This window comes from Streptomyces sp. NPDC002520, from assembly GCF_053595235.1.
In genome coordinates this window covers 1-23,350 of the sequence record NZ_JBSFXG010000046.1, presented here as the reverse complement: position 1 = coordinate 23,350, position 23,350 = coordinate 1, and the positions used below count along the sequence as shown (strand labels likewise).

At 70.3% G+C, this 23,350-nt stretch carries 17 protein-coding genes and 2 pseudogenes; 10 read left to right on the top strand and 9 right to left on the bottom strand.

Annotated features, from left to right (window positions below):
* Nucleotides 1-12 precede the first annotated feature (12 nt).
* From ACWD5D_RS38965 to ACWD5D_RS38955, 3 genes and pseudogenes are all read right to left on the bottom strand, one after another.
* Nucleotides 13-519 (bottom strand): hypothetical protein, encoded by a 507-nt coding sequence (locus ACWD5D_RS38965; protein WP_451377542.1) that lies wholly within the window; start codon nt 517-519, stop codon nt 13-15.
* A 271-nt stretch (nt 520-790) separates the two neighbouring features.
* On the bottom strand, nt 791-973 hold the full coding sequence (locus ACWD5D_RS38960) for a S1 RNA-binding domain-containing protein (RefSeq protein WP_451377541.1): 183 nt from the start codon (nt 971-973) through the stop codon (nt 791-793).
* A gap of 146 nt (nt 974-1,119) precedes the next feature.
* Nucleotides 1,120-1,290, bottom strand: a pseudogene (locus tag ACWD5D_RS38955) (S1 RNA-binding domain-containing protein); the annotation flags it as partial.
* A 734-nt stretch (nt 1,291-2,024) separates the two neighbouring features.
* On the opposite strand from ACWD5D_RS38955, the gene ACWD5D_RS38950 reads away from it, so the two are divergent.
* The 7 genes from ACWD5D_RS38950 (at nt 2,025) to ACWD5D_RS38920 (ending at nt 11,056) form a co-directional block, all read left to right on the top strand.
* Complete coding sequence (locus ACWD5D_RS38950; RefSeq protein WP_451377540.1) at nt 2,025-2,903, top strand: phosphotransferase; 879 nt, start codon at nt 2,025-2,027, stop codon at nt 2,901-2,903.
* A complete protein-coding gene (locus ACWD5D_RS38945) occupies nt 2,900-3,367 on the top strand; it encodes an NUDIX domain-containing protein (protein WP_451377539.1) in 468 nt (155 codons plus the stop codon). The genes ACWD5D_RS38950 and ACWD5D_RS38945 overlap by 4 nt, the downstream gene beginning before the upstream one ends.
* A complete protein-coding gene (locus ACWD5D_RS38940; protein ID WP_451377538.1) occupies nt 3,367-5,355 on the top strand; it encodes an ATP-binding cassette domain-containing protein in 1,989 nt (662 codons plus the stop codon). The genes ACWD5D_RS38945 and ACWD5D_RS38940 overlap by 1 nt, the downstream gene beginning before the upstream one ends.
* Nucleotides 5,352-7,523 (top strand): methyltransferase, FxLD system, encoded by a 2,172-nt coding sequence (gene fxlM, locus ACWD5D_RS38935; RefSeq protein WP_451377537.1) that lies wholly within the window; start codon nt 5,352-5,354, stop codon nt 7,521-7,523. Before ACWD5D_RS38940 ends, fxlM begins: the two co-directional genes overlap by 4 nt.
* 92 nt (nt 7,524-7,615) lie before the next feature.
* Nucleotides 7,616-9,091, top strand: a complete 1,476-nt coding sequence (locus tag ACWD5D_RS38930) for a methyltransferase (protein ID WP_451377536.1) — start codon at nt 7,616-7,618, stop codon at nt 9,089-9,091.
* A 26-nt stretch (nt 9,092-9,117) separates the two neighbouring features.
* On the top strand, nt 9,118-10,341 hold the full coding sequence (locus ACWD5D_RS38925) for a bifunctional class I SAM-dependent methyltransferase/NUDIX hydrolase (protein WP_451377535.1): 1,224 nt from the start codon (nt 9,118-9,120) through the stop codon (nt 10,339-10,341).
* Complete coding sequence (locus ACWD5D_RS38920) at nt 10,334-11,056, top strand: NUDIX domain-containing protein (protein ID WP_451377581.1); 723 nt, start codon at nt 10,334-10,336, stop codon at nt 11,054-11,056. The genes ACWD5D_RS38925 and ACWD5D_RS38920 overlap by 8 nt, the downstream gene beginning before the upstream one ends.
* Nucleotides 11,057-11,175: 119 nt before the next feature.
* Here the strand turns inward: ACWD5D_RS38920 and ACWD5D_RS38915 are convergent, their stop codons facing one another.
* A complete protein-coding gene (locus ACWD5D_RS38915) occupies nt 11,176-12,471 on the bottom strand; it encodes a DUF1479 domain-containing protein (protein ID WP_451377534.1) in 1,296 nt (431 codons plus the stop codon).
* A gap of 98 nt (nt 12,472-12,569) precedes the next feature.
* The gene (locus tag ACWD5D_RS38910) at nt 12,570-13,772 is read right to left on the bottom strand and encodes an ROK family transcriptional regulator (protein WP_451377533.1); all 1,203 of its coding nucleotides are present in this window, start codon (nt 13,770-13,772) and stop codon (nt 12,570-12,572) included.
* A gap of 279 nt (nt 13,773-14,051) precedes the next feature.
* Here ACWD5D_RS38910 and ACWD5D_RS38905 point away from each other — a divergent pair, with 279 nt between their 5' ends.
* The 3 genes from ACWD5D_RS38905 to ACWD5D_RS38895 all read left to right on the top strand — a co-directional run bounded on the left by ACWD5D_RS38905 (nt 14,052) and on the right by ACWD5D_RS38895 (nt 17,007).
* On the top strand, nt 14,052-15,761 hold the full coding sequence (locus ACWD5D_RS38905) for a sodium:solute symporter family protein (RefSeq protein ID WP_451377532.1): 1,710 nt from the start codon (nt 14,052-14,054) through the stop codon (nt 15,759-15,761).
* 16 nt (nt 15,762-15,777) lie between these two features.
* A complete protein-coding gene (locus ACWD5D_RS38900; RefSeq protein ID WP_451377531.1) occupies nt 15,778-16,083 on the top strand; it encodes a hypothetical protein in 306 nt (101 codons plus the stop codon).
* Nucleotides 16,084-16,176: 93 nt separating this feature from the next.
* On the top strand, nt 16,177-17,007 hold the full coding sequence (locus ACWD5D_RS38895) for an aldo/keto reductase (protein ID WP_451377530.1): 831 nt from the start codon (nt 16,177-16,179) through the stop codon (nt 17,005-17,007).
* A 71-nt stretch (nt 17,008-17,078) separates the two neighbouring features.
* Here ACWD5D_RS38895 and ACWD5D_RS38890 read toward each other — a convergent pair.
* The 4 genes and pseudogenes from ACWD5D_RS38890 to ACWD5D_RS38875 form a co-directional block, all read right to left on the bottom strand.
* Nucleotides 17,079-17,183 (bottom strand): annotated as a pseudogene (locus tag ACWD5D_RS38890) (IS5/IS1182 family transposase); the annotation flags it as partial.
* Between the two features lie 280 nt (nt 17,184-17,463).
* On the bottom strand, nt 17,464-18,198 hold the full coding sequence (locus ACWD5D_RS38885) for a hypothetical protein (protein ID WP_451377529.1): 735 nt from the start codon (nt 18,196-18,198) through the stop codon (nt 17,464-17,466).
* The gene (locus ACWD5D_RS38880) at nt 18,180-22,523 is read right to left on the bottom strand and encodes a protein kinase domain-containing protein (RefSeq protein ID WP_451377528.1); all 4,344 of its coding nucleotides are present in this window, start codon (nt 22,521-22,523) and stop codon (nt 18,180-18,182) included. The genes ACWD5D_RS38885 and ACWD5D_RS38880 overlap by 19 nt, the downstream gene beginning before the upstream one ends.
* Before the next feature lie 5 nt (nt 22,524-22,528).
* Nucleotides 22,529-23,191 carry a DUF7019 family protein gene (locus tag ACWD5D_RS38875; RefSeq protein ID WP_451377527.1) on the bottom strand — a complete coding sequence of 221 codons (663 nt, stop codon included), beginning with the start codon at nt 23,189-23,191 and terminating at the stop codon, nt 22,529-22,531.
* Nucleotides 23,192-23,350: the final 159 nt, after the last annotated feature.

Sequence of the window (23,350 nt, the reverse complement as noted above, 5' to 3'; positions counted from 1 at the left end):
CGGCCCAGCCGATCATTCGACCGGCTGGGCACCTGCATCCGCAGCGCCCGACGTCAGTCGGCCGACCGCGCCCCGCGCAGGCCGAACCAGCGGCGGGCCATGCTCCGGGAGCTCTCGGTCGGCACCGAGTGCGGGGTGGGTTCGCCCGGGCGGCCCGGACAGCATGCTCACGGTGGTCGTGCACCTGCGAGACATCGACAGTTCCGCGGCCGTCTTCGGGCGTTCGGTGCCGATGGTGCGGGCCTGTGCCGTCTGCCGGGAGCGGGCGGTCAGCTCCCGCTTGGTCACTTGCGTCGACCGCTTCTCGACCGGGATCACCGAGCCGGGCAACTCTGGCAGGACCGGCAGGACCGGCAGGAGTTCAGCGTCCGAGCGCGGGGCCAGGTTCCGCTGGCGGACCTCCGCCCGCAGGGCTTCGGCCGTCTTGTCGGAGAACGCCGGGACCTCGCCCTCGGACGGCAGGCCGCTCCAGCGCAGGACGTTCCACTTCTCCGGTGCCGCCTCTTCTTGGAAGAACACCGTGCGCCGGTCGCGGCGGTCGGAGCGGACGACGTAGATCTCCGGCTTCGGGATCTGCGGGGCGAAGCCGCCCTAGTGCATCGCCGCGGCGAAGAGCGAGTTGGGACTGTGGTCCTCGCCCGGGCCCCAGGTCGGCGCGCACTCGCCCAGGACGTGGATCTGTCAGACCTTCACCACCCAGGTCGCGATCACGTTCGGCTGCCCTGACTCTTTTCGTCACGGGTGCCACGCCGCTTGGGGCTGATCTGCCAGGGTTCTTGCCACCGATTCATCAGTTGACATCCTTGGTGGCACCAGTGAGCGTCACCCGGTGACGCTGATGGTCGACCTCGGTGACCTTCACTGTGATCAGCTCGCCGTCGCCGACGAGTTGGTCAGGGGTCTCAACCGGCTCATCGGACAGCTCCGATACGTGAAGAAACCCCTCGACGTCCGGACCAAGCCGCACGAACACACCGAAGGAAACGATCTTGGTATCGGGCCTGTGACGACTTGGCCCACCTGGTCCGCGAAGCGGATGAGTGGATCTTCCTGCAGAACCTTCAGCGAGAGTGTGACCTGTCCGGTTCGTGTCTCGGCGACGATCACCTCCGCTGTGATCCGCTGGCCGGCTTCGACGGCTTCGGAGGGGTGGTCGATCCGGGACCAGGTCAGGTCCGGCACTCGGATGAAGCCGGTACACAAGCCATCAGGCTCGCCGTCGAGGTGAACGAAGACCCCGAAGTTACGCACCTCAGCGACGGTCCCGGTGACAACCAGTCCGCTTTCCATCGCGAGAAGGAAGGACCGCAAGGGCGGGATCTCGCACGCCCCTGTGGAGAAGTGAAGCTGACCTTCCCCCCAACGCCCGATCTCCTCGGCGTTGATCTCCCGGCCGATCTCGAAGAGCTCCGATGAGTGCTCCCCCTGACGCATAGAAGCCTCACGCCGGGGGATCCGACCGATCTCGGCTCCCTCTCCCCGGCATCCACAAGCTTCACGAGGACATCCGCTCCGTCGAACCCGATGACCTCCACCGTTCTCACGGGGCCCGGCCGAAGCTGGTTGATCAAGGATTGCTGGCGAGGATCAGGGGCTGGCTCGGACACAGAGGCGAGCCTGCGCCCATGACGACTGGCGCCCACTCTCGTGCCCAGGTTCCAACCAACGTGTCACGGCTCAAACCCTCGATCAACGCTGCGACAGATCCCTGGCCAACTATCGAACGAGATGGCCAACTACCAGGCGCCGGCACATCCAGCCCCATAAGGAGAAGGCCCGGTATTCGAAATCTGGTTCTAGATTTCGCTCGCCCGCACCCGTTACGGCGACAGGAGGCCCCCCGTTATCCGATCACCTGTCCGCATCGCACCCCGAGGAGCCCTGATGCATCCCGTACGCCACCCTGCCCTCGTTCATCCTGCGTTCGAAAATGCCGCCGTCTCCTCAGGCACTACCGCCCGCTCTGGCTCCGACCGCGCTGCCCTCCTCGCCGACTGGTCACGACCGGATACGAGGTACCGGGCATGACCGACTTCTCGCGTCGTCTCCCGTCCGCCCTCGCCTCCTGGGTCGAACAGGTCCTGGGCCCCGTGGACCGTGTGCAGGACGTCTCGCACGCCCGCGCCAACTCACCGGTGTGGCGGGTGACCGGACGGACCGGCGACCACTACGTGAAAGCGGCGCCCAAGCCCCTGCCGTACACACGCGAGACCCATGCCCACCGCGTGACTGTTCCTCACCTCGGTCACGGCAACGCCCCGGCGCTGCACGACAGTTCTGCGGAACTGCTCGCCCTGATCCTCACCGCTGTGAACGGAGAGCCCTTGAAACATGCGGAGTTGGCCGCGCGCCGCCGCCTTGCCCACCGGCAAGCCGACCAGCTCCCACGCCGCTTCCACGACGCCATGACCGGCGCCCTGGTCCGGCCCGATGCCTCAAGGGTCGTCGAGAACACGGTGTACGGCCTGGACAAGCACCTCGCGCAAGGCAGTGACCACCTGTCCACTGCGGAAGCCGACACGCCGCGCCACCTGGTACGCAGCCTGACCGGGCACGAGCCGCTGCCCGCCGGGTGGCGGCACGGGGACTTCTGGGAGCGCAACCTGCTCTGGGGCGGCAGCCGCTGCGCGGTGATCGACTTCGAGCGCGGCGAACCGGGCCCGCTCGTCACTGGCTTCGTCAAACTCGCCACCTCGCTGTGGCCGGACCACCCCGACCTTCGATCCGCCCTGTTCGAGAGGTACGACCGGTCTCTGTCCCAAGCCGAAGAAGACGCCCTCACGGCGTTTGCGGCAGCCGACGCCGTCAGCGCCCTCGCCCATGGGTCCCGTCACGGCGACCTGCTCGTGAGCGCGCGTGGCCGGCGCACCGTCGAGCGGCTTGTGCAGGAGGGCCGCCTGTGAGCGACGCGCCTCATCTGCTGCTCGCTGACGTGGCGCAGATCCTGCTCCGGGCCAACAGCGCCGCCCTGTGCGTGCGCCGCAGCCCGGACGCGGTCCTCGCACCAGGTCAGCTCACCGTCGTATGCGGCCACCCGGAAGCCCGCGAGTTGCTGGCCCAAGCGGGGCGGCGCGAAACGGGGGACGAGACGGAGATCCGCGTCAGCGCCGATGAACAGGAATTCCGCGGCCTGATCCACAACCACGACCCCGACGGCGGGGACCGCATCACCGCCGTGTTCGTCGCCCGGTCCTGGACGGGCGAGCCGCACAACGCCGAACCGGACCAGCACGAGAGGCTGTTCTGGGTGCCGATGGAGAAGCCACCTTCGGACTGCCACCCCTGCACGGCCGCCGTCTTCCGCATGCTCACCCACGACCCGTCATACCGGGCACTGAACTGGCCCGCTACGGGAGGCACCCCGTGATGAAGTTCTTCGGCCCGGTGAAGATGGCCGACCCCCGCGTCTCGGACGCCGAACTAGAGCTGTTCGGCGGCCCGCTGCGTTACGACATGGGCTGGTCTCAGCACGAGCACGCCACCTTGGACCTGACCATGCTGTCGGCGCTGCGCTCCATGCCCGCGCTCGTCGGCGCCACCCTGCGCATCGCGTGGCAAGCCGACCGGCGCGCACTGATCGCCGTGGCCATGAGCGAGATCGGCCAAGGCATCGCCGCCGCCGCCGGCCTGCTCGCCATCAACGCCGTCATGCACGCCCTGCTCGCCGGAACCGGCAGCGCCGCCGAGCGACTGCACGCCCTGTTACCCGGTCTGCTGGCCGCCGCCGCCATCGGCGTCGTCAACTCCGCGCTCTCCGCCTGGTCCACATCGCGCGCGGGGCGCCTGGAGCCGAAGGTCGAGCGGATCGCCACCACCCAGTACCTGGCCGCCGCCGCCAGCGTCGAGTTGGAAGCCATCGACGACCCCGACTTCCGGCGACTCGTCGACATCGCTCAGCACGGCCCCGACTCCGCCCGCCGCATGATCAGCTCCTGCGTCGCCGCCCTGAACGGCCTCATCTCCCTGATCACCACCGCCGGCGTGCTCGCTGTGCTCCACCCCGTCCTGCTGCCCATGCTCATCCTCATCGCCGCCCCCCGCGGCTGGGGCGCCATGCGGGTAGCGCAGGAACGGTACGTGTCAGTGATGAGCTGGATCGAACACGTGCGCGCCAGCCGCCTCATCGGCAATCTGCTCACCGAGCGCACCGCCGCCCAAGAGGTCCGTCTTCACGCCGTCGGCGCCTTCCTCCTCAGCCGTTACGAGCACATGGCCGAGAGCGCCGAGGCCGAACAGGAGCGCCTCGCCTCCAACAAGGCCCTGACCGAATGGGTCGCCTCCGCCCTGTCCGGGCTGGTGACGGCCGCGACGTACGGGGCCATGTTCTGGCTGATCATCGCCGGGCACATGAGTCTCGCCGTCGCCGGGACCGCCGTGATCGCGGTGCGGACCGGGTCAGCGAGCCTGGGCGCGCTGGTGATGAACGTCAACCAGCTGCACGAGGAGTCCCTCTACGTCCGCGACCACGGCCGATTCCTGATCCAGGCCGCGCAGCGCACCATCCCCGCAGGCGGCGACCCGGTGCCGGCGCGGGTCAAGGAGATCGTCCTGGACCAGGTCACCTACCGCTACCCCGACCGTGACACAGCTGCCCTGGATCAGGTGTCGCTGACCTTGCCGATGGGGTCGGTGACCGCCGTGGTGGGTGAGAACGGCTCCGGCAAGAGCACATTGATGAAGATCCTTTCCGGCATGCTGCTGCCCGAGTCCGGCACCCTGCGCTGGGGCGAGGCGGATCTCACCGGCCTCGACCGCTCCCAGGTCTTCGAGCGCGTTTCGCTGCTCAGCCAGGATTTCCAGCGCTGGCCGGTGACCGCCTCCATGAACATCCGTCTCGGCCGCCCCGCCCAGGCCGCCACAGATCACGACCTGGAGCCCTCGGTCGACTACGCGGGCGCCGGCCCGGTCATCGCCAAACTCCCGGACGGCCTACGGAGCTTGCTGGCCCGCGTGTTCCGCGGAGCCATCGAGCTCTCCGGCGGTGAATGGCAGAAAATGGGTCTGGCCCGCACCCACTGGCGCAGCTCAACATCGCAGGCGGACAGCGTCCTCATCGTCGACGAACCCACCTCCGCCCTGGATCCCGAAGCCGAGATCGAAGCCTTCGACCGCATCCGCCGCCTCGCCGCCCCCAACCGGGCCGTCGTCCTGGTCACCCACCGCATGTCCGGCGTCCGCCGCGCCGACCACATCTACGTCCTCAACCACGGGCACCTCGCCGAGCACGGCACACATGACGAACTCATCGCAGCACAGGGCCGCTATGCCGCCATGTTCGCCGCGCAGGCCGCCCAGTACGCCCCCAGCGCCGGCATTCCGAACCCTGCCGCACCCACCGTCTCGGATCCCGCATGACCCGCTCACCCGAAAGGCCCGCCGTGACGACCCCCCTCACCACCGAACTCGACGAAGCAGGGACCCTGCGCCATGAGCTGGCCGACCGGCTCGCCGAGGCCGGCCACCTCCGCACGCCCGCTGTCGACAAAGCCCTGCGCACCGTGCCCCGGCACGCCTTCGTTCCCGAGGTGCCGACCCAAACTGCGTACGCGAACGACGTCGTCGCCACCCGCCAAAGCGACGACGGCCGCGTCACCAGCTCCATCTCCGCGCCCTGGCTCCAGACCGACATGCTCGAAGCCGCCCGCCTCCAGCCCGGCCACCGCGTCCTGGAGATCGGCTCCGGCGGTTACAACGCCGCCCTGATCGCCGAACTCGTCGGCCCCACCGGCCATGTCACCACCCTCGACATCGACCCGGCCGTCACCGACCGCGCCACCCGTTTCCTGGCCGAGACCGGATACGATCGCGTCCACGTGGTCACCGCGGACGCCGAGCACCTGCCCGACGGCATCGTGCCCGACGGCGGCTTCGACGCCATCCTCGTCACCGTCGACACCTGGGACCTGCCCTGGATCGACGCCCTCGCCGAAGGCGGACGCCTCGTCGCTCCGCTCCGCCTGCACCAGTACCGCTGGGCCATCACCTTCACCAAGCGCGACGGCGCCCTGCACAGCGACGAGCCGGTCATCGTCTGCGGATTCGTCGCCATGCAGGGCGACGGCGCCTGGAGTGCGAACCGGCGCACCGTTCCCGGCACCGGCGTCCATCTGTCCTGGGAGGACGGCACGCCCCTGCCCGTCGACCAGCTCGCACCCGCCCTCACCCGCGAACCGTCGGTGACCCACACCCACGTCACCGTCAGCGGCCAGGAACCCTTCGACGCCCTCACCCTCTACCTGGCCGGCGCCCTGCCCGGCTTCTGCCGCCTCGTGGTCGATCCCGACGGCGACAACGGAGTCTTCAACCCGCCGCCCGAGCACTGGCCCGGCGCCGCGATCGTCCGCGGCACCTCCCTCGCGCGGCCGGCCATCGAGCGCATCGGCGACGGAGACGACGGCAACGGCCTGTACGAGTTCGTCGTCCACGGCTACGGTCCCCACGGCCACGTGGCCGCGAAGGAAATGGCAGCGGAGGTCCTGCACTGGCAGCGCAACCACCGCGCGGCCCCCTGCCCCCGCATCACCGTCCACCCGTTGGCCGGCGGTGATTCCGCAGCCACGGCCGCCGCCAGCCCGCACGTGTTCGTCAAGAAGCACACCACCGTGACAATCGACTGGCCGATCGTTCCCGGTACGGCGGCCCTGCTCACCGACGACCAAGGCCGCTACCTGCTCCACCTTCGCTCGGCGAACAAGCCGATCTGGCGCCCTGGGCATTGGGCGCTGCTCGGCGGCAACACCGAGCAGGGCGAGACCTGCGATGCGGCCATCGTCCGGGAACTCGAGGAGGAGATCGGGCTCGTCGTCCCTGACCTGACCGGCTTCGTCACGCTGGACATGCTGGATTCGAGCGGGGCCTTCAAGGACCGCGTGCGCGTCTACCACGGCACGCTGAACACCCCCGCGCACGAGATCGAACTGCGGGAGGGCATCCAGCTGCGCTGGACCCGAATCGAAGAGATCGCCGAGATGACCCTCGATCCCGGCACCGCCGCGGTCCTCCACGCCCATCACAACGCGCCCCAGCCCCGTGGCCGCCAGGACGCACCGCTTCCCGTGCTGGAAGTCCGTGAGCCGCGCGACCGCCGCAGCCGCAGCATCGTCGGCGCTCACCTCGTGCTCATCCGCGACGGTTCCGTCCTCCTGGGCAAGCGCCACCCAAGCAGCGCCTTCGCCCCCTCCACCTGGCACCTTCCCGCCGGCCACCGCGAAGACATGGAATCCGCCGTCACCTGCATGGTCCGCGAGGCGGAGGAGGAGACCGGACTGCGCATTCCCGAGGGCGACTTGTCGCTCGTCCACGTCCTGGATCTGCTCGACCCCGAGAGCCCGATTCCACGGGTGCAGTTGTTCTTCGCTTCCACCCGCTGGGAGGGCGAACCCCTCGTACGAGAACCCGAGTGCTGCACCGAATGGCGCTTCTGGCCGCTGGACGCTCTGCCCGACCCGACCGTCGCGTACACGCGCGTCGCCCTGGAAGCCATCACACGCGGCTCGCTCTACACGCCCATGGGCTGGTCCTGACGCCTACTGCCCCCGAACGACCAGCGCGGGCGGTCGACGGATTCAGTCGCCTGTCGTTGCCAGAGCCGCCACCGAGAGGAGCGCCGACGCACATGTTCACCACGCAGGACGAATGGGACCGCGGATATACCGAAGGGCGCCGTTACCGGCCCCTCACCGACACCGAACGCACACTGCTCGCCACACACCTGCCGCCCGCTGCCGGGGCTCGAGCTCTCGATGCCGGGTGCGGCACCGGCGAACTCGCGGCCCACCTGGCCACATCCGGCTACACGGTCGACGCCGTCGACTGGTCAGAAACCGCCCTCGCCGAAGCCCGCACCCGCCACGGTGACGCTGCACGCTGGCTCCGTCTCGACGTCGAGGAGGACGACGGCGCCTCACTGCACGCCGACGGCTACGACTTGATCACTTTGCGGTTCGTCGCTCCGTTCCTCACCTTCCGCGAGCGCACCCTGGACATGCTGGGCCATCGGCTACGGCCCGGCGGCGCCCTCGTGCTCATCACCCCGCTCGCTGTGGACACTCCCCCCGAGCGGCGCGGGATCGCCCTTGACGAAAGCGAGCTTGCCCGTCTGCAGGGTCGCTGGGCGGCTTCGGAGCGGCACGACGGCGACGGGCTGGTCTTCCTCATCCTTCGTGGGCCGAGCCCGGACGAGGCCACACCGCACGTCGCCATCCAGCACACCCCTTCGCAGGCGCCAGACGCGGCGGAAGTACCCTCCCGGCGTGAGCATCACCTCCACCTCGCGACCCGCTACTACGGGCAGATGGAGGCGGGGCGCAAGACGATCGAGGTCCGCGTCGCCACCCCACAGAGGGCAGCCGTCCAGGTCGGGGACGCCCTCGTCGTCCACGACCGGGACAGCGACCGGGAACTCGACGTCATGGTGCAGCGGATTACCCGCTACGCCTCCTTCGAGGATCTGCTCAGCTCGGAGGATCCCGCGCGCATCGACCCGGACGCCCCGCGCGGGGAACTGCTCGCCAACCTCCGGGGCATCTACCCGCCGGCCGAGGAGGCACTTGGCGTCCTCGCCCTCGAGTTCGATCACCGCGCCGCCCGGCCCGGCCACCTCATGCCGATGACACCCTCGCAGTACGCGCGGACCGTCCCCCACCACACCGTGTACGGCTGCCTGTACATCCGAGACGAGGACGACCGGCCAGTACAACTGCGCTCGGTCTACGGCTCACGGCTGTGGCAGTTCCCAGGCGGCAACCTCGACGCACAAGGGGAGGACCCGCTCCGGACAGCCCGACGTGAAGCCGTCGAGGAGACGGGCCTCGAACTCGGCCTGGAGAACCCGAAACTGCTCCTGACCCACTTCCTGCACGCTTCACCGCGGATGCCGCTGAACAAGGTGGGGCTCATCTTCGACGGCGGCCGTCTGACCGCGGACCAGCTACGCCGGATCCGGCTCGATCCCGCCGAACACGACATGTGGGCCGTGCACGACATGGCCAGCTGGCAGGAGTTGATGGCACCCCGCGCCTTCGCCCGCCTCGACGCCACCGAACGTGCCCGGCGCGGCGAAGGCCCCGCCTACCTGATCACGCACACCTGACCCGCATCAAGCCCAGAGGAGGCACCGTGCCCGTCGAGGACATCAACACCCGAGCCTGGAGGATCTACGGCCAGCGCCAACTCGCGCGCGCCTACACGCCGCCCATCCCCGACCGGATGTCCTGGACGCCCTGGGAGGGGATCGGACCAGGGGCTGAGGTTCTCGGCGACATCACCGGCCGCCGCGTCCTGGACATCGGCTCCGGGGCCGGACATCACGCCGTGCATCTCGCGAGGACTCACGGGGCTCGCGTGACCGGCATCGAGCTGTCCCCGACCCAGCATGAACGTGCCGTCTCCACCCACGCGGGCGTCCAGGACGTGGAGTTCACGCAGGGAGATGTGGCCGAGTACCTCGCCGAGGCTGAGCCGTTCGACGCCGCGTACGCCATCGGCACCCTCGCCTTCATCGACCCGCACCGCGCGCTTCCGGCGCTGCGCGACGGCTTGCGTCCCGGCGGGCCGCTGATCCTTTCGCTCCTGCACACCGACGTGAACGGCCTCGGTCCGTCCACGACGGTGGCACCGCGCGAGCAGATGATCCTGCTGCGCGATGACCCGCCGCTGGCAACCCGGATGTGGGTCTTGGCGCCGCAGCTGTGGGAGGACCTGCTCACCGAGTACGGCTTCCGCGTCGAGGCCGTCGACCTGCTGCACCACCCGGACGAGAACGCCCCGGTGATCCAGCAGCTCATCCGTGCCCGCCGCGTGCCCGACCGGCCGGCACGGGTCTCCAGCCGCCCCCGCAGCAGCAGGGCGCCGGTGGCGCACGCGGCCGTCGGGGTCGGAGCCATCCTCGTCACCGAGCAAGGACTCCTGCTGGGCAGCCACCGGCGCGGCACCCTCGAACTGCCCGGCGGGACCGTCGAGGTCGGCGAGTCCTTCGAAGCCGCGGTGGTCCGCGAACTCCAAGAAGAGACCGGTCTGTTCGCCCGCCCCGACGACGTCACGCTCCTCGGAACGCTCGTCGACCACGTCGAAGGAGTCCTTCGCGTCACCGTCGGCGCCCTCGTTCATACCTGGCGGGGACAGCCGGCCACGCAGCCGGACGAGAGCGTCCGCGACTGGGCCTGGCACCCTCTCGACCAGCTTCCCGACGGCCTGTTCGTGTGCAGCGCCCAGATCCTCAGCGCCTGGCGCCCCGACCTGCCCATCGACCACACACCCGCGCATTTCACGCCCTTCGCCCAGCGCACACCGCCGCCAGCACACGCCAGAGGAGACGCAGCTGAAGCTTGTATTGATGTCTGACCCCTGTGTCGCCTCCATCCCCGTCCAGGACCGCGGCGCAGGAAGCCGTGATGCCCGGCAACGTCTACCACCACGGCCCTGCCCTCGGAACAGCAACGCAACGAAGACCGCGGTCGGGTCCCCTCCCCACGATCGAGCGGCTTGTGTAGCGGGGCCGCCTGTGAGCGACGCGCCTCATCTGCTGATCACTGACGTGGCGCAGGTCCTGCTCCGGGCCCACGGCGCCCCCCTGTGTGTGCGCCGCAGCCCGGACGCGGTCCTCGCACCAGGTCAGCTCACCGTCGCGGGCGGCCACCTGGAAGCCGGCGAGTTGCTCGCCCAAGCGGGGCGGCGCGAAACGGAAGAGGAGACGGAGATCCGCGTCAGCGCCGATGCCTATTTCGGCTGGGCAAGCCAGGTGAGGGCGGTGATGCTGGGTACGAACAGGTATTCGCCGCGAGGGCGGCCGACTGCCGGGCCGGATGGCGTCGGGTGTCCAGCCCGGCACGGCGATCACGCTCCGCGATCAGCCCCCGGCCAGCCTGCGCCACGGTACGGACTCCAGGTGAATCCGCCCCAGCCGCCGGTCGATCAGCGTGCGTCAGCGGCCGGTCGGTGGCACAGGCGAGGAACACGCCGATCCGGCAGTTCTCGGCCCGTACCGCGGTACCGGATCGCGACGATCACCGTCGTCGGGCGTCGGCGTTTCCCCCCGCGCCGGCAGTTCGCATGCTGAAGGTGCACGGGGTTGGGAGGCGGCGCCGGCCGACCCTCGTCCTGCCGACTGCGCGCAGCTTCGAACTCCTCGGCGCCCGGCCAGGGGCCCGGTCTTCCGCCGATCAGCGTGCCGCCGGTTCAGTTCAGGCCGAGTCCCCGGCGACCTGTCTCGTTGAGGTCGGTGGGGCTGAAGCGGCCGGTCCAGGAGCGTTCGTAGTGTTCCTCGGGGAAGTCGCTGGGGCTGGAGCCGGTGAGGAAGGCGTCCCGAACGCTCGTCGCGTAGTGCTCGTTGCGCGGACACCAGGGCGCGGCGGGGATGTACATGACGTTGCCCCAGCCCTGCTGGTCGGTGACCGGCGCGACACTGTGGATCATGTCGCAATGCCACCAGACCGAGTCGCCGGCCTTGACGTCCGGGATGCCGCTGAGGGCCTTGAGGAGCAGCGGGTGCCACTTCTCGCCGGCGGGGAAGACCTGGTTGGTGGTGACGCCGCACATGTCGTCCTCCGGCACGTCCGACAGCAACGGGCGGAGCATCAGGTAGGCCATGGCCTCGGGGACGGGCACGGTGTGCAGAACGCCCTGGTCGTGGTCCATGTCGGAGAGCGCGGTCCAGCCCTGGAAGGTGCGGAAGGCGGAGCACATGGTGGTGCCCGGGTACTGGGGGCCCGTGGTGCGGAAGGCGGCGTCCCAGGGGTCGTACTGCTCGGCGGTGCCGTCGAAGAGGTGACGGAAGGCCTGCTGGTTCTCCCGGGTCATCCACAGATCGAGGGTGCCGGGGTCGCAGTGGGTGCCGAGGCCGCCGGAGTTCGTGCCCGGCGGACGGCGGCGGATGCGGTCCGGATAGAGGGCGTCGCGTTCGGGGTCGAACCACTGTGTGCCGTCGGACTCGTGCCGCCACAGCGTGTTGAGGAACCGCTGGACGTCGGCCATCCGCTCGCTCTGGCGCGCTTCCATCTGGGCCTGGGACCAGTAGATGGGGTAGATCTCCGGCCTGGAGCCGACGCTGCCGAAGAAGTCGTCACCGGGGCCGGAGTAGTTCTCGAAGAACTCGTTCCGCTCGACGTAGTCGACGATGCCGGAGTCCCAGGCGCGGGCCTGCTCGCTCGGGAAGTGGCCGCGCACGACGAGGCAGCCGCGCCGCCTCAGCTTGTCGAGCTCCTCGGCGGAAACGGCACCCGAGGCGATGTCGGAGTAGTCGATGACCGGCCACACCTCCTCGCCGCGCTCCCGGTCCGCTTCGATCTCGGCGATCCGGGCGGCGACCCGCCGTTTCACGACCGCGAAGACCTCCTCGACAGTGCGCCCCGAGGCCGCGATCCGGGCGCGCAGCGCCGCCTTGATCTCGCGAATGGCCTTCGGAAGATCGTCGGGGGTGCTCTGCCAGTTCGGCAGGGCGGGCAGGGCGTGACGTTGATCGTTGATGGTGGACATGGCGCATCCGCCTTTGGTCAGGAGTCCTAGCTTAGAAAGCCACCGTAACCAGCGACCCATGTTTAGACAAGGCTCCTGACTAAAACCCGGCGCACCGGTCAGGCGGACGGACGACCTGCCCCCGCCCACAGGTCGGTGCGCGCCCGCCGCAACGCCAGGGCGAGCGCGCCACGCACCACCGCGGCGTCACCCAGTGTGCCCACCTCGATCGGCGGGGTCAGCGGCGCGAGGTCGTGGACCGTGGCGCGAACCGGCTCCAGCAGGGCCGGGTGCAGCCCGATGGGCCCGCCCAGCAGCACCAGTTCCGGGTCCACCACCGCACAGACGGCGGCGATCGCCTCGCCGATGATGCGGCCCTCCCGCTCCACGATGCGCCCGGCCTCGACATCGCCCGTCGCCGCGCGGTCGAAGACCTGGCGGGCGGCCTCGACCCCGACCTGGTCGCCGCCCCGCTCGCGGTGCGGAGGGAACCCGGCGGCGACGGCCCTGGCGAGGCCGTGGCGGCCGTGCCGGGGTCCGGGCGGCTGTGCGCTGACGCCGAGGTAGCCGATCTCCCCGGCGACCCCCCGGGCTCCGCGGATCAGCTGGTCGCCGATCACCAGCCCCATGCCCATACCCGTACCGACGTAGACGTAGGCGAAGCTGGCCGCCGTGCGTGCGGCACCGTGCCAACGCTCGGCCACCGCTGCGAGGTTGACGTCGTTCTCCACCAGGACCGGCACGTCGGCCAGCCCGTCCAGTGCCTCCTGCGGCTGGAAGAGGCCCTCCGGGTAGGGCGTGTCGTCCAGCACGACGACCCGCGAGGTCGCGGGGTCGACCGGGTTCGCCACCGAGACCGCGACCGCGAGCGGCTTGCCGTGGCCGGGGGCGCCCGCGGCGATCGCGTCGGCCACCAGCTCACGCAACTGCTCCGCGACCCGGACCGGCTCGCGCGGCCGCACCGGCGGGTGCGCGGTCTCCCGGAAGGGCCTGCCGAACAGGTCGGCCGCGCAGACCCGGATCAGGGTGGGGTTGAGGTCGACCGCCACCACGAAGCCGGCACTCGGTGCCACCTTGTAGTACGTCCCGACCCTGCCCTGCCGGCCACGCTGCTCCCCCGCGGGCAGCAGCAGGCCGGACGCCTCCAGGCGGCGCACCGCCTCGGAGACCGTGGTCTTCGAGATACCGGTGTGCTGCGCGATCTCCGCCCGGGTGATGGGCGCCTGTTCGAACACGGTGTCCAGCACGATCTGGTCGGTCAGCTCGCGCAGCAGCGTCATGCTCGGCAATGCCTGCAGGCCGAGCCCCTTGCGGATTTCCATCTCACCCCTTGCCGCCGTCGGTAGCCGCTGTTACGTTAACGCGAATTCTTTGGTCAGGGCCCCTTCCTAACTAGTGAATTGATCACAGTGGGCGCCTTTCCGACCACCCGCACTGTCATCCGGGCGAGCGGCCCGACGCACCCCCGGAGAGTAGGGACGCCAACATGATCGAAGCCGTACCGGCCCCGGCAGCGCCGCCGGGCCCCGTCGGACCACCGCCGAGACGATCGACGGGCACGACGCCCCCGCGTCTCGCCGCACGGGTGGGAGGTGCGAGCCGTGCTCACACTCGCTGACGCGAATCTGCGCCTGAACGCCCAGCCGATCGACTACGTGCTGATCGCGGTCTACTTCGCCTTCGTCCTGGGGATCGGCGTCCTCGCCCGCCGCAAGGTCGCCTCCAGCATGGACTTCTTCCTCTCCGGCCGCTCCATGCCGGCCTGGGTCACCGGACTGGCCTTCATCTCCGCCAACCTGGCGGCCGTCGAGATCCTCGGTATGACGGCCGACGGCGCGCAGTACGGCCTGCCCTCGGTGCACTACTACTGGATCGGCGCCATCCCGGCCATGGTCTTCCTCGGCCTGGTCATGATGCCGTTCTATTACGGCTCCAAGGTCCGCAGCGTCCCCGAGTTCCTGCTGCGCCGCTTCGGCCGCTTCGCCCACCTGGTCAACTCCGTCAGCTTCGCGCTCGCCCAGGTACTCATCGCCGGCGTGAACCTCTACGCGCTGTCCACGGTCGTGAACCTGCTGCTGGGCTGGCCCTCCTGGCTGTCGATCCTCGCCGCGGGCGCGATCGTCCTCGTCTACACCCTGCTCGGCGGGCTGTCGGCGGCGATCTACAACGAGGTCATGCAGTTCTTCGTCATCCTGGCGCTGCTGCTGCCCCTCACCCTCGTCGGACTGCACCGGGTCGGCGGATGGAGCGGACTGGTCGACAAGATCGACGGAACCAGCGGCGACGCCGCGCTGCAGCTGCACTCCTGGCCCGGCACCAACCTGACCGGCATCGGCAACTCCACGCTCTCCGTGCTCGGCATCGTCTTCGGCCTCGGCTTCGTGCTCTCCTTCGGTTACTGGACGACCAACTTCACCGAGGTGCAGCGCGCACTCTCGGCGAGGAGCATGTCCGCGGCCCGCCGTACCCCGCTGATCGGCGCCTACCCGAAGACGCTGCTCATCCTGCTGATCATGATCCCGGGCATGGTCGCCGCCGTGCTCTCCCCGCAGCTGGCCGCTCTCAAGGCCGCCAACGCCGCGGACCCCTCGGTGCAGAGCCTGGGCGGGGTGTCCTTCAACAACTCCATCGAGCTGCTGATGCGCGACCTCCTGCCCAACGGGATGCTCGGCATCGCCATCGCCGGTCTGCTCGCCGCCTTCATGGCCGGTATGGCGGCCAACGTCAGCTCCTTCAACACGGTCGTCACCTACGACATCTGGCAGACGTACGTGAAGAAGGACAGGCCGGACGAGTACTACCTGCGCACGGGCCGCGTACTCACCGTGGTCGGCTGCCTGGTGGCGATCGGCACGGCGTTCATCGCCGGGAACTTCGGCAACATCATGGACTACTTGCAGACGCTCTTCGGCTTCTTCAACGCGCCGCTGTTCGCCACCTTCATCCTGGGCATGTTCTGGAAGCGCATGACCCCGGCGGCCGGTGGTATCGGTCTCATCGCCGGCACCGCGTCCGCGATCACCATCGACATACTCAACCGGACCGGGGTCCTGCACGTCTCCGGTCAGGGCGCCAGCTTCCTCGGCGCGATCGCCGCCTTCGTGGTCGACGTCCTGCTGAGCGTCGTCGTCTCCCTGGTCACCCGCCCCAAGACCGATGTCGAACTGACGGGCCTGGTCTGGTCGTTGACCCCACGCAGCGACCGAGTACACGAGGCGACGGGGGAAGACGCCGGCTGGTACCGCAGACCCGCGGTGCTCGCCGCCGGCGTCCTTGCCCTCGCCACCGCCCTGAACATCGCCTTCTGGTGAGAAGCGGAGACCTTCCATGTCCGAGAACCAACCACCGGGGACCGTGCCCTCGCAAAGGGCGCAGACACTGTTCGACCTGCGCACCATCATCGCCGCTCTGTTCGGGATCTACGGAACCGTGCTCACCGTGATGGGTGCGGCCGGAGCGACACCCGCGGAGCTCCGCAAGGCCGGAGGCTGGAACGTCAACCTCTGGTGCGGGCTCGGGATGCTCGCCTTCGCGGCCGCCTTCGGCGCGTGGGCGCTGCTGCGGCCGGTGCCGGTGCCCCCGGCCGAGCCCGACCCGGAAACCCGCGACACCGTTCTGGCCAAGGCCGGCTGAACCCCCGACGTGTCCGCCCGGCAAGCCGTACTCCGGCGCCGGGCGGACACGTCGGCGTACCGACGTACCCCCCATTCGAGACCGAGGATTCCCATGACCACGGCCCCCACTCGCATCCTCTCCGACGGCGTGTCGATGCCCGTTGTCGGCTTCGGCACCTATCCACTGGAGGAGGCCGACGCGGAGGCCGCGGTACGCGGTGCGCTCGACGTCGGCTACCGCCTGATCGACACCGCCGCCAGCTATGGCAACGAGGTCGCCGTGGGCCGCGCGATCGCGGCCTGCGGTCTGCCGCGCGCGGAGGTGTTCGTCACCACCAAGCTGCGCGGGAGCGCGCACGGCTACGACGAGACCCGTCGGGCGTGCGCCGAGTCCGCCGCGCGGCTCGGTGTGGACTACGTCGACCTTTACCTCATCCACTGGCCGCTGCCCCGCCTGGACAGGTACACCGACTCCTGGCGGGCCATGATCGACCTACGCGAGGAAGGGCTGATCCGTTCCCTCGGGGTCAGCAACTTCACTCCTCGACAGATCGACCGGCTGTACGAGGAGACCGGCGTCATGCCCTCGGTCAACCAGATCGAGATGCACCCCTACTTCCCCCAGCCCGATCAGCGCGCGGCCCACGCCGCCCGCGGTGTCGCCACCCAGAGCTGGAGTCCCCTGGGCCGGGGCAGCGAGCTCCTCACCGAGCCCGTCGTCCTGGAGGCCGCCCACCGCCACGGCGTGACCCCGGCCCAGGTGGTCCTGCGCTGGCACCTCCAGCTCGACGCCCTGCCGATCCCCAAGTCCGCCTCACCGACCCGCCAACGTGCCAATCTCGCCCTCTTCCGCTTCACCCTGACCGAGACCGAGGTCGCGGCACTCTCGGCCCTGGCCCGCGGCCGGACCGGCGGCGATCCGGACACTCACGAGGAGTTCTGAGCGGCAAGCCGGGTCTGGAATGCGTACGGGCAGGGCCCCGGTGCCGGTCAGCCCGCTTCTGCCTCAGGGGCCCGTTCGTAGAAGCGGTCGATGATCCCGTGGTGGCGGGCAGCAGTGAGGTCGTGGGTCGATCCGGGCAGGGCGGGCGAGGACCGGAGGAGGTGTCCGAACGGATCGGGTTGGGACCTGGATGTTCATGGGCGAGCAGAGCCTGGCGGCCGGCGGGCAGGCGTCGTCACCGTGTACCGGTCCTCGCCTGCCGCGCGGCCAGTTGACCGGTAAGGAACCGCGGGTTCGGCCGCACAGATCGATCGAGGATGGGACAAGCATGCGAAGCTCCCGGTGGACACGGGTGATCATGGTCGAGAACCCCTCTGCCAGGAGCTTCGTCGTTGCGCAGAGCGTCCAACTTGCGATCCACGTCTGAATGTTGAAAAGCGTTCACGGTGGCCTTCCTCAGCCCGCCACTTCCAGCTCGATGTCGCCGATCCGGAGGCTCAGTCGCCGGTCCGAGCGGGTCCCGATCCTTCGGGCGCCTTTCAGGTTCCTCACAAAGGCCTTGCGCTGGGCCGGGGTCACAGAACGCCAGCGCAGCTCAAGGACGGTGCGTACCGGCGGGATGAGCTTCCGCACCCGCGCGTCGACCTGGGCGAGGCCGGTCTCGTAATCGTCGTCCGGCCGATAGACCAGATCGAGGTCGACCAACGGCTCGGTGCCGCCTGCCTGGTGGTGACAGGCCATGAGCCAGTCGGCGATCCAGTCGAGCGCGATCCGCACCGAGGAAGAGATCTGCCCCTGCCACTCACCGAGGTAAGGCGCGTTCACCGATTCCGCGGTCACTTCCTCCGGCATCACGATCAGCCCGCGGACGGCGGTGCCGAGCAGCTCGACGTGGATACGCGGCCACCGGCCGCTCGCGTCGACCCGAAAGCGGGGAAAACGCCCCGCCATACCGATGCCCGTCCGCAGCTGAGCCCAGTTCATCGCGTCGACCGGTGGCCGGTCCGGCGTGTACGGCCCAGTGGTCCGATGTCCCAGCTCACTGGCGCGCATCATGAACACGGCTGCGAACTCGTCGCCTCGCAGCATCATGCTCACAGGGAAGAACGCCCCGACCTCGGTCATGAATACCTTGCCGGTGATCAGGGCTTCGACACTGGACCGACCTGGGATCATCGCCGCCTCCTCCATCGCCGCCGCGCCGGCTTCTCCGGCGTCAGCCCCCGCACGCTGTCCAACTCGGTCTGGACGGCGAGTGTGTCCGGGTGGTCGTCGCCCAGCCACAGCCGCCGTTTCGCAAGCACCTCGCGCAGGACCGGCTCGGCGTCGCCCGGTCGCCCGAGCCGGAGGTGCACGCGTGCCAGCCCCACCCGGGCGTCGAGCGTCCGGCCGTCGTCACGGCCGAAGCGCCTCACGAGCCGGGGCAGCAGGTCGACGTACATACGTTCCGCTTCCGCCTGCTCGTCGCTCGCCGAGAGCAGGGACGCTAGCGCCGCCGTCGCCTCCAGGGTGGCCGGGTCGTCCGGGCCCAGCTCCTGTGCCCGCTCTGCGGTCACCGCCCGGACCAGCGCCAGGGCCTCCGGCTCCCGGTGCAGGTCGGTGAGAACCGCGGCCCAGCCGAGCATCGCCCCCTGGGTTTCGAGGTGCCCGGCGTCCCAGAGGTGGGAGCGGACGTCGACGACGAGTTGCCACGCGCGCTCGGCAGCGGCCAAGTCGCCCTCGCGGTGCAGGACCGGGGCGGCCTCGGCGAGTGTCACGAGGTCGTCCTGGAGCTGCTCGGCGAAGTAGCCGGCCCAGAACTCCTCGGACCGGTTCAGCTCTGCCTCCGGTCGCAGGAGCAGCGCGAGCCGTTCGGCCGTGCTCGGTATTTCTGCGGGCTCCCGGGTCGCCGCGTCCTCGGCCACGAAGTGCATGTACAGCCGATAGCCGGTATCGGTGCGCGAAGGGATCTTGTCCAGCTCGCCGACGAGTTCCAGGGTGCGGGTGAGGGCGTGCCGCTGCCGGTCGCCGAGGCGGGCGAACACCTCGACGAGCGCCGGGCGGCTGTCTTCGCGGGAAGGCAGCGGAACGGCGACCTCGGCTCGCAGCTCGTCGAACGCGGACTCGGCCTCCGGCCGCAGCGAGCCGGTCGCCGAGCCGAAGTCGTACTCCCAGTCCAGGGCCCAGGTCAGCAGGCGCCCGCGCTCGTCGCCGGCCAGGAGCAGGGCGCCGTCGGGTGCCAGCGCGACGTGCGTGACCGCATCCGAAAAGCCGGTGAAGACGCGCAGCTGTCGGCCGGTCGTGAGGTCCCACAACCGGACCTTCCGGTCCTCCCCTCCCGACGCCGCGAGCCGGAAGTCCGGTGTGACGGCCAGACTCCGCACGATGCCGGCGTGTCCGGCCAGGACGTGGACGCAGCGAGCACTCGCGACGTCCCACAGCCGGACGGTGCCGTCCACCGAGCAGGACAGCAGCCGCTGGGCGTCCGGGCTCGGCAGGACGTCGGCCACGGCGTCGGTGTGCCCGGTGAGCACCACCTCGCACTGCCCGTCGGCGGTCCGCCAGACCCGCACCGCCGCGTCGGCGCCACCGGTGACCACGAACCGGCTGTCGTCGCTCAGCCGTGCGGCGCCGATCCACTCGTCGTGCCCGCGCAGCACCCAACGCAGTTCGCCTTCGCGCAGATCCCAGATCTTCACGCTGACGTCCTGGCCGCGAGAGAGCCCGTAGCGGTGATCAGCGCTGACGGCCACGTCCAGCACCGCCCCCGAGTGCGCCTCCCAGCGCCCGATGGTTCGGCCGCTGCCGATGTCCCAGGCCGCCACCAGGCCGTCGGCGGTTCCCGAGAGAGCCACTTGGCCGTCCTCGCTGACCGCGACGTAGTACACGTGGTCGCGGGGGCTGATGAACAGCTGGACGATCCGCCCGTCACGGGGATGCCAGGCGACGACCCGGCCGTCCTCGCCCCCGGACACCGCGAGCCGGCCGTCAGCGGTCATCGCCACGGCGCTGATGTGGCCGGTGTGCAGGCTGAGCGTGTGCAGCAGCTGCCCGGTCTCCACGTCGAAGACCCACGCTTCGGCGCCGTTCCCGGCACGGGCGAGCGCGGTGGGGCTGCGGCCGCTGAACTCCAGGGCCCACGACCGGTCGTCCTCCGGGACGATCCGGCCCGCGGGCCAGGCGTCGGCGAGCTCGGTCCGGCGGCCGAGGGCGCCGAGCCGGCGCCAGAGGCGCACCGGCTCGGCGTGGCGCCGGTGCCCGGGCAGCGCGCGAGCGGCGCGGATCCGGCCTGCCGCCTCGTCGAGCCGCCCGGTAGCGGCCAGCGTGGCCGCCTCCGCCAGCAACTCGGCCGCCCGGGCGGCGGTGGCGGCGACGTCCGGGGCTTCGTGTGGGCGGACGTAGCTCCACGGGGCCGACGGTCCCGCGGGCGGCAGGTGCCACGCCCGCACGGATTTCCCCTCGGCGGTCACGGCGACCCGCCCGGCCGCGCTCAGCACGACCTCCTTGGTGCCGGGCGCCGGATCCAGGGACAGGCGGCACCGGCCACTGCTCAGGTCCCACACCCGCGACGGCTCGTCGCGGCCGCCGCTGGAGAAGCCGACCGTGCCGTCCAGGTTGACGGCGACCCGGCCGAAGCCGGTCTTCAGCTCCCGCAGGGGTTCGCCTGATTCTAGATCGACCAACCGGACGTCGGTGCTGCCGCGGCCGACCACGGCGAGGCGGCCGTCACCGCTGAACCGCACCTCCGTCCGGGTGCGGTCGAACCGGTGCACCAGCTCGCCCGTGCGGACGTCGTACACGGAGTTCGTGTGGCGCTGGTAGTCGATGACGGAGCACAGGGTGCCCTGGGCACCGAGGACGTCCGCCTTTTTCTCGAACTGCCGGACGTCCAGGGGTTCGCGCGTCTGGAGGTCCCAGGTGACGGTCTCCCCTTCGAAGCCGCTGGTGACCGCATGCCGCTGGTCCGCCGTCAGCGCGACCAGGCCCACCCAGCTGGGGTGGCCGGGCAGCTCGAACCCGGCCGCGGCTTCGAGGTCGAGCACGAGCGCTCGCCCGATTCCCCCGCCGACGACGACGAGCTGTCCGTCGTCGCGCACCGCCAGGGCCGAGGCGCTGTACTTCTCGAGCTGCAGCTGCTGCCGGCACTCCTTCGCCGGGACGTCCCAGACGCGCAGCCCGCCGGAGCCGTCGGCCGAGACCGCGACCTGGCCGTCCGGGGTCAGCGCGAGGGCGGCGATCCAGTCCTCGTGCTCCCCCGGCAGGACCGACTGCGCGGGCGCGGGCGCGTCCTCGACCGACGCGAGAGCGGCGGCGATCTGCGGGTCGCCGGGCGTCCGTGCGGCCGCGTCCCGCAGCAGCGCGGCCGCCGCGACCGGGTCGCCGCGTTCCCGGTGCACCAGCGCGAGCATGTATGCCCCCACGCTGTCATCCGGATCCCCGAACCGGACGAATTCGAGTTCGTCCACCAGCTCGGCGTCGGTGATCATCCCGGTCCGCCACCGGTGCAGGCCGCGGTTGTAGCGGGCGTGCGGGTGGTGCGGATCCGCCCGCAGAGCCCGGGTCCACAGCTCGTCGGCGCTGTCGCGGCGCCCGAGGTCCAGCATGGACAGTGCGTGGTTGGACAGGCCGTCGGCGAGCAGGGTGGCCGCGGCCGGGGCGCGCCGGGGGTACGGGCCGACTTCCCGCTCGTGCACGCGGATCAGGCGCTCCGCGAGCGGACCGAGACGGCCGGGGCGCGCGGCCGGGTCTTCGGTGAAGCACTCGCGCAGCAGGTCCGCCACCTCGACAGGCACCGGCAGGATCGCGTCCGGGGCCCCGGAGCGGGCGATGGCGTCGAAGGCGCCGCCCGCCGCGGTCCCGTCCGGGTCCGGTGGCCGGCCGAGGAACATTTCGAGGACGGTGACCGCCCAGGACCAGGTGTCCGTGGCCGTCGTGAGCCCGCCCGGCGAACGCGCCTGTTCGGGCGAGCAGTACGCGGGAGTCAGGCCGCCGCGGCTGACGAACGGATCCGCCTCCCCGGCGTCCTCCCCGGTGGCCATGCGCGCCCGCGCCATGCCGAAGTCGGTGACCTTGACCGTGCCGTCCCGGGTGAGCATCACGTTGGCGGGCTTGACGTCCTGGTGCACGACCCCGTTCTCGTGCGCGTGGTCGAGACCCCACGCGGACTGGATGGCGACGTCCAGCAGCGATCCCAGGGGGTCGTTCCCGTAGAGGCTCCGGCTCCGGACGGCTTCGGCCAGACTGCCGCCGTCCGCCCACTCCGCGAAGACCCGTGGCACGCCGTCGATGGTGCGGACGTAGACGCAGTTCGCGATGTTCGGGTGCAGGCCCAGCCCGACCCACACCTCGGATTCCCGTTCGAAGTCCCGGATCGCGTCCGGCGAGCGGACCAGGGCCCGGCGGGGGGTCTTCACCGCCAGGTCGATGTCCCAGCCGCGGTGCCGGACCTGGTGCACCAGTCCCATGCCGCCGGTGCGCACCACGTCCAGGATCTCGTAGAGGTCGAGGATCAGGTCCCCGCGATGCCACGATTCCATCGCTGTCAGTCGACGGTGGCGACGTACACCGGCGTCCCGAGCAGCACCGACCTGGCCGTGCCGTCCGGGCTGTCGCCGTGCAGCAGGCGCTTGGCCACGAACTCGACGTTCTGCGCAGGCCACCGTAGGCTCGCCACGGCGCCCTGCACCCGGGCGAGCGCGGCGCGATCGGCCCGGTCGAGGTCGCCGTCCACCGCATCGGCGACGTACTCGTCCTCCAGGTCCGAGGTGGCTCCCAGCCCGTCGAGCATCGACGACATCATCGAACGCCCCACCCCGTGCGCCTCGGCGTCCGGCACGGAGTCGCACACGTGCCTGTACGAGCCGCCCAGCCCAACGACGGTGTCCCCGCTCCGCCCGCCGAAGAACACCAGCGAGGACGTGGGATCGGCGGGAAACGCCCCCCAGCGCATCGGCAGCAGCCCCCAGAAGAACTGGCCCGGCTCGTCCACCGAGCCGAGATCACCGTGATCGCGCAGGTACCCGACGACGGTCTTCAGCCGGCCGATCCGCTCGTCGGGCGGGCCCTCGGTCGTTCGCTTCGCCGACAGTACCGTGAGATTCACGCCCAGCTCTGTCTGGCGCTTGGCTCCGAACCCCGGGTCGATCTGCGGTAACAGCATGTTGATCTTGCTGTCGCTGATGTAAACGTAGTAGTTGAGCGACACTGCCGGCTCCCTCCCAGGCATCGACCTGTCCCAGCTTGACATCCTCGCCGCTCTGAAGGACTCCGTTGGGAAATCCGCAAAACGGTTGCGTGCCTGTGGTTTCAGGCGGCGAGTTCGAGGCGGGCCAGGTGGGAGGTTCTGATCTTGCCGAGCGGGGTG

What these genes read in the sequence shown, in the direction of transcription:
- ACWD5D_RS38950 (WP_451377540.1), top strand. Translation starts at nt 2,025, where the DNA reads ATGACCGACTTCTCGCGTCGTCTCCCGTCCGCCCTCGCCTCCTGGGTC.
- ACWD5D_RS38940 (WP_451377538.1), top strand. Translation starts at nt 3,367, where the DNA reads ATGAAGTTCTTCGGCCCGGTGAAGATGGCCGACCCCCGCGTCTCGGAC.
- fxlM (WP_451377537.1), top strand. Translation starts at nt 5,352, where the DNA reads ATGACCCGCTCACCCGAAAGGCCCGCCGTGACGACCCCCCTCACCACC.
- ACWD5D_RS38930 (WP_451377536.1), top strand. Translation starts at nt 7,616, where the DNA reads ATGTTCACCACGCAGGACGAATGGGACCGCGGATATACCGAAGGGCGC.
- ACWD5D_RS38920 (WP_451377581.1), top strand. Translation starts at nt 10,334, where the DNA reads ATGTCTGACCCCTGTGTCGCCTCCATCCCCGTCCAGGACCGCGGCGCA.
- ACWD5D_RS38915 (WP_451377534.1), bottom strand. Translation starts at nt 12,471, where the DNA reads ATGTCCACCATCAACGATCAACGTCACGCCCTGCCCGCCCTGCCGAAC.
- ACWD5D_RS38910 (WP_451377533.1), bottom strand. Translation starts at nt 13,772, where the DNA reads ATGGAAATCCGCAAGGGGCTCGGCCTGCAGGCATTGCCGAGCATGACG.
- ACWD5D_RS38900 (WP_451377531.1), top strand. Translation starts at nt 15,778, where the DNA reads ATGTCCGAGAACCAACCACCGGGGACCGTGCCCTCGCAAAGGGCGCAG.
- ACWD5D_RS38895 (WP_451377530.1), top strand. Translation starts at nt 16,177, where the DNA reads ATGACCACGGCCCCCACTCGCATCCTCTCCGACGGCGTGTCGATGCCC.
- ACWD5D_RS38885 (WP_451377529.1), bottom strand. Translation starts at nt 18,198, where the DNA reads ATGGAGGAGGCGGCGATGATCCCAGGTCGGTCCAGTGTCGAAGCCCTG.
- ACWD5D_RS38880 (WP_451377528.1), bottom strand. Translation starts at nt 22,523, where the DNA reads ATGGAATCGTGGCATCGCGGGGACCTGATCCTCGACCTCTACGAGATC.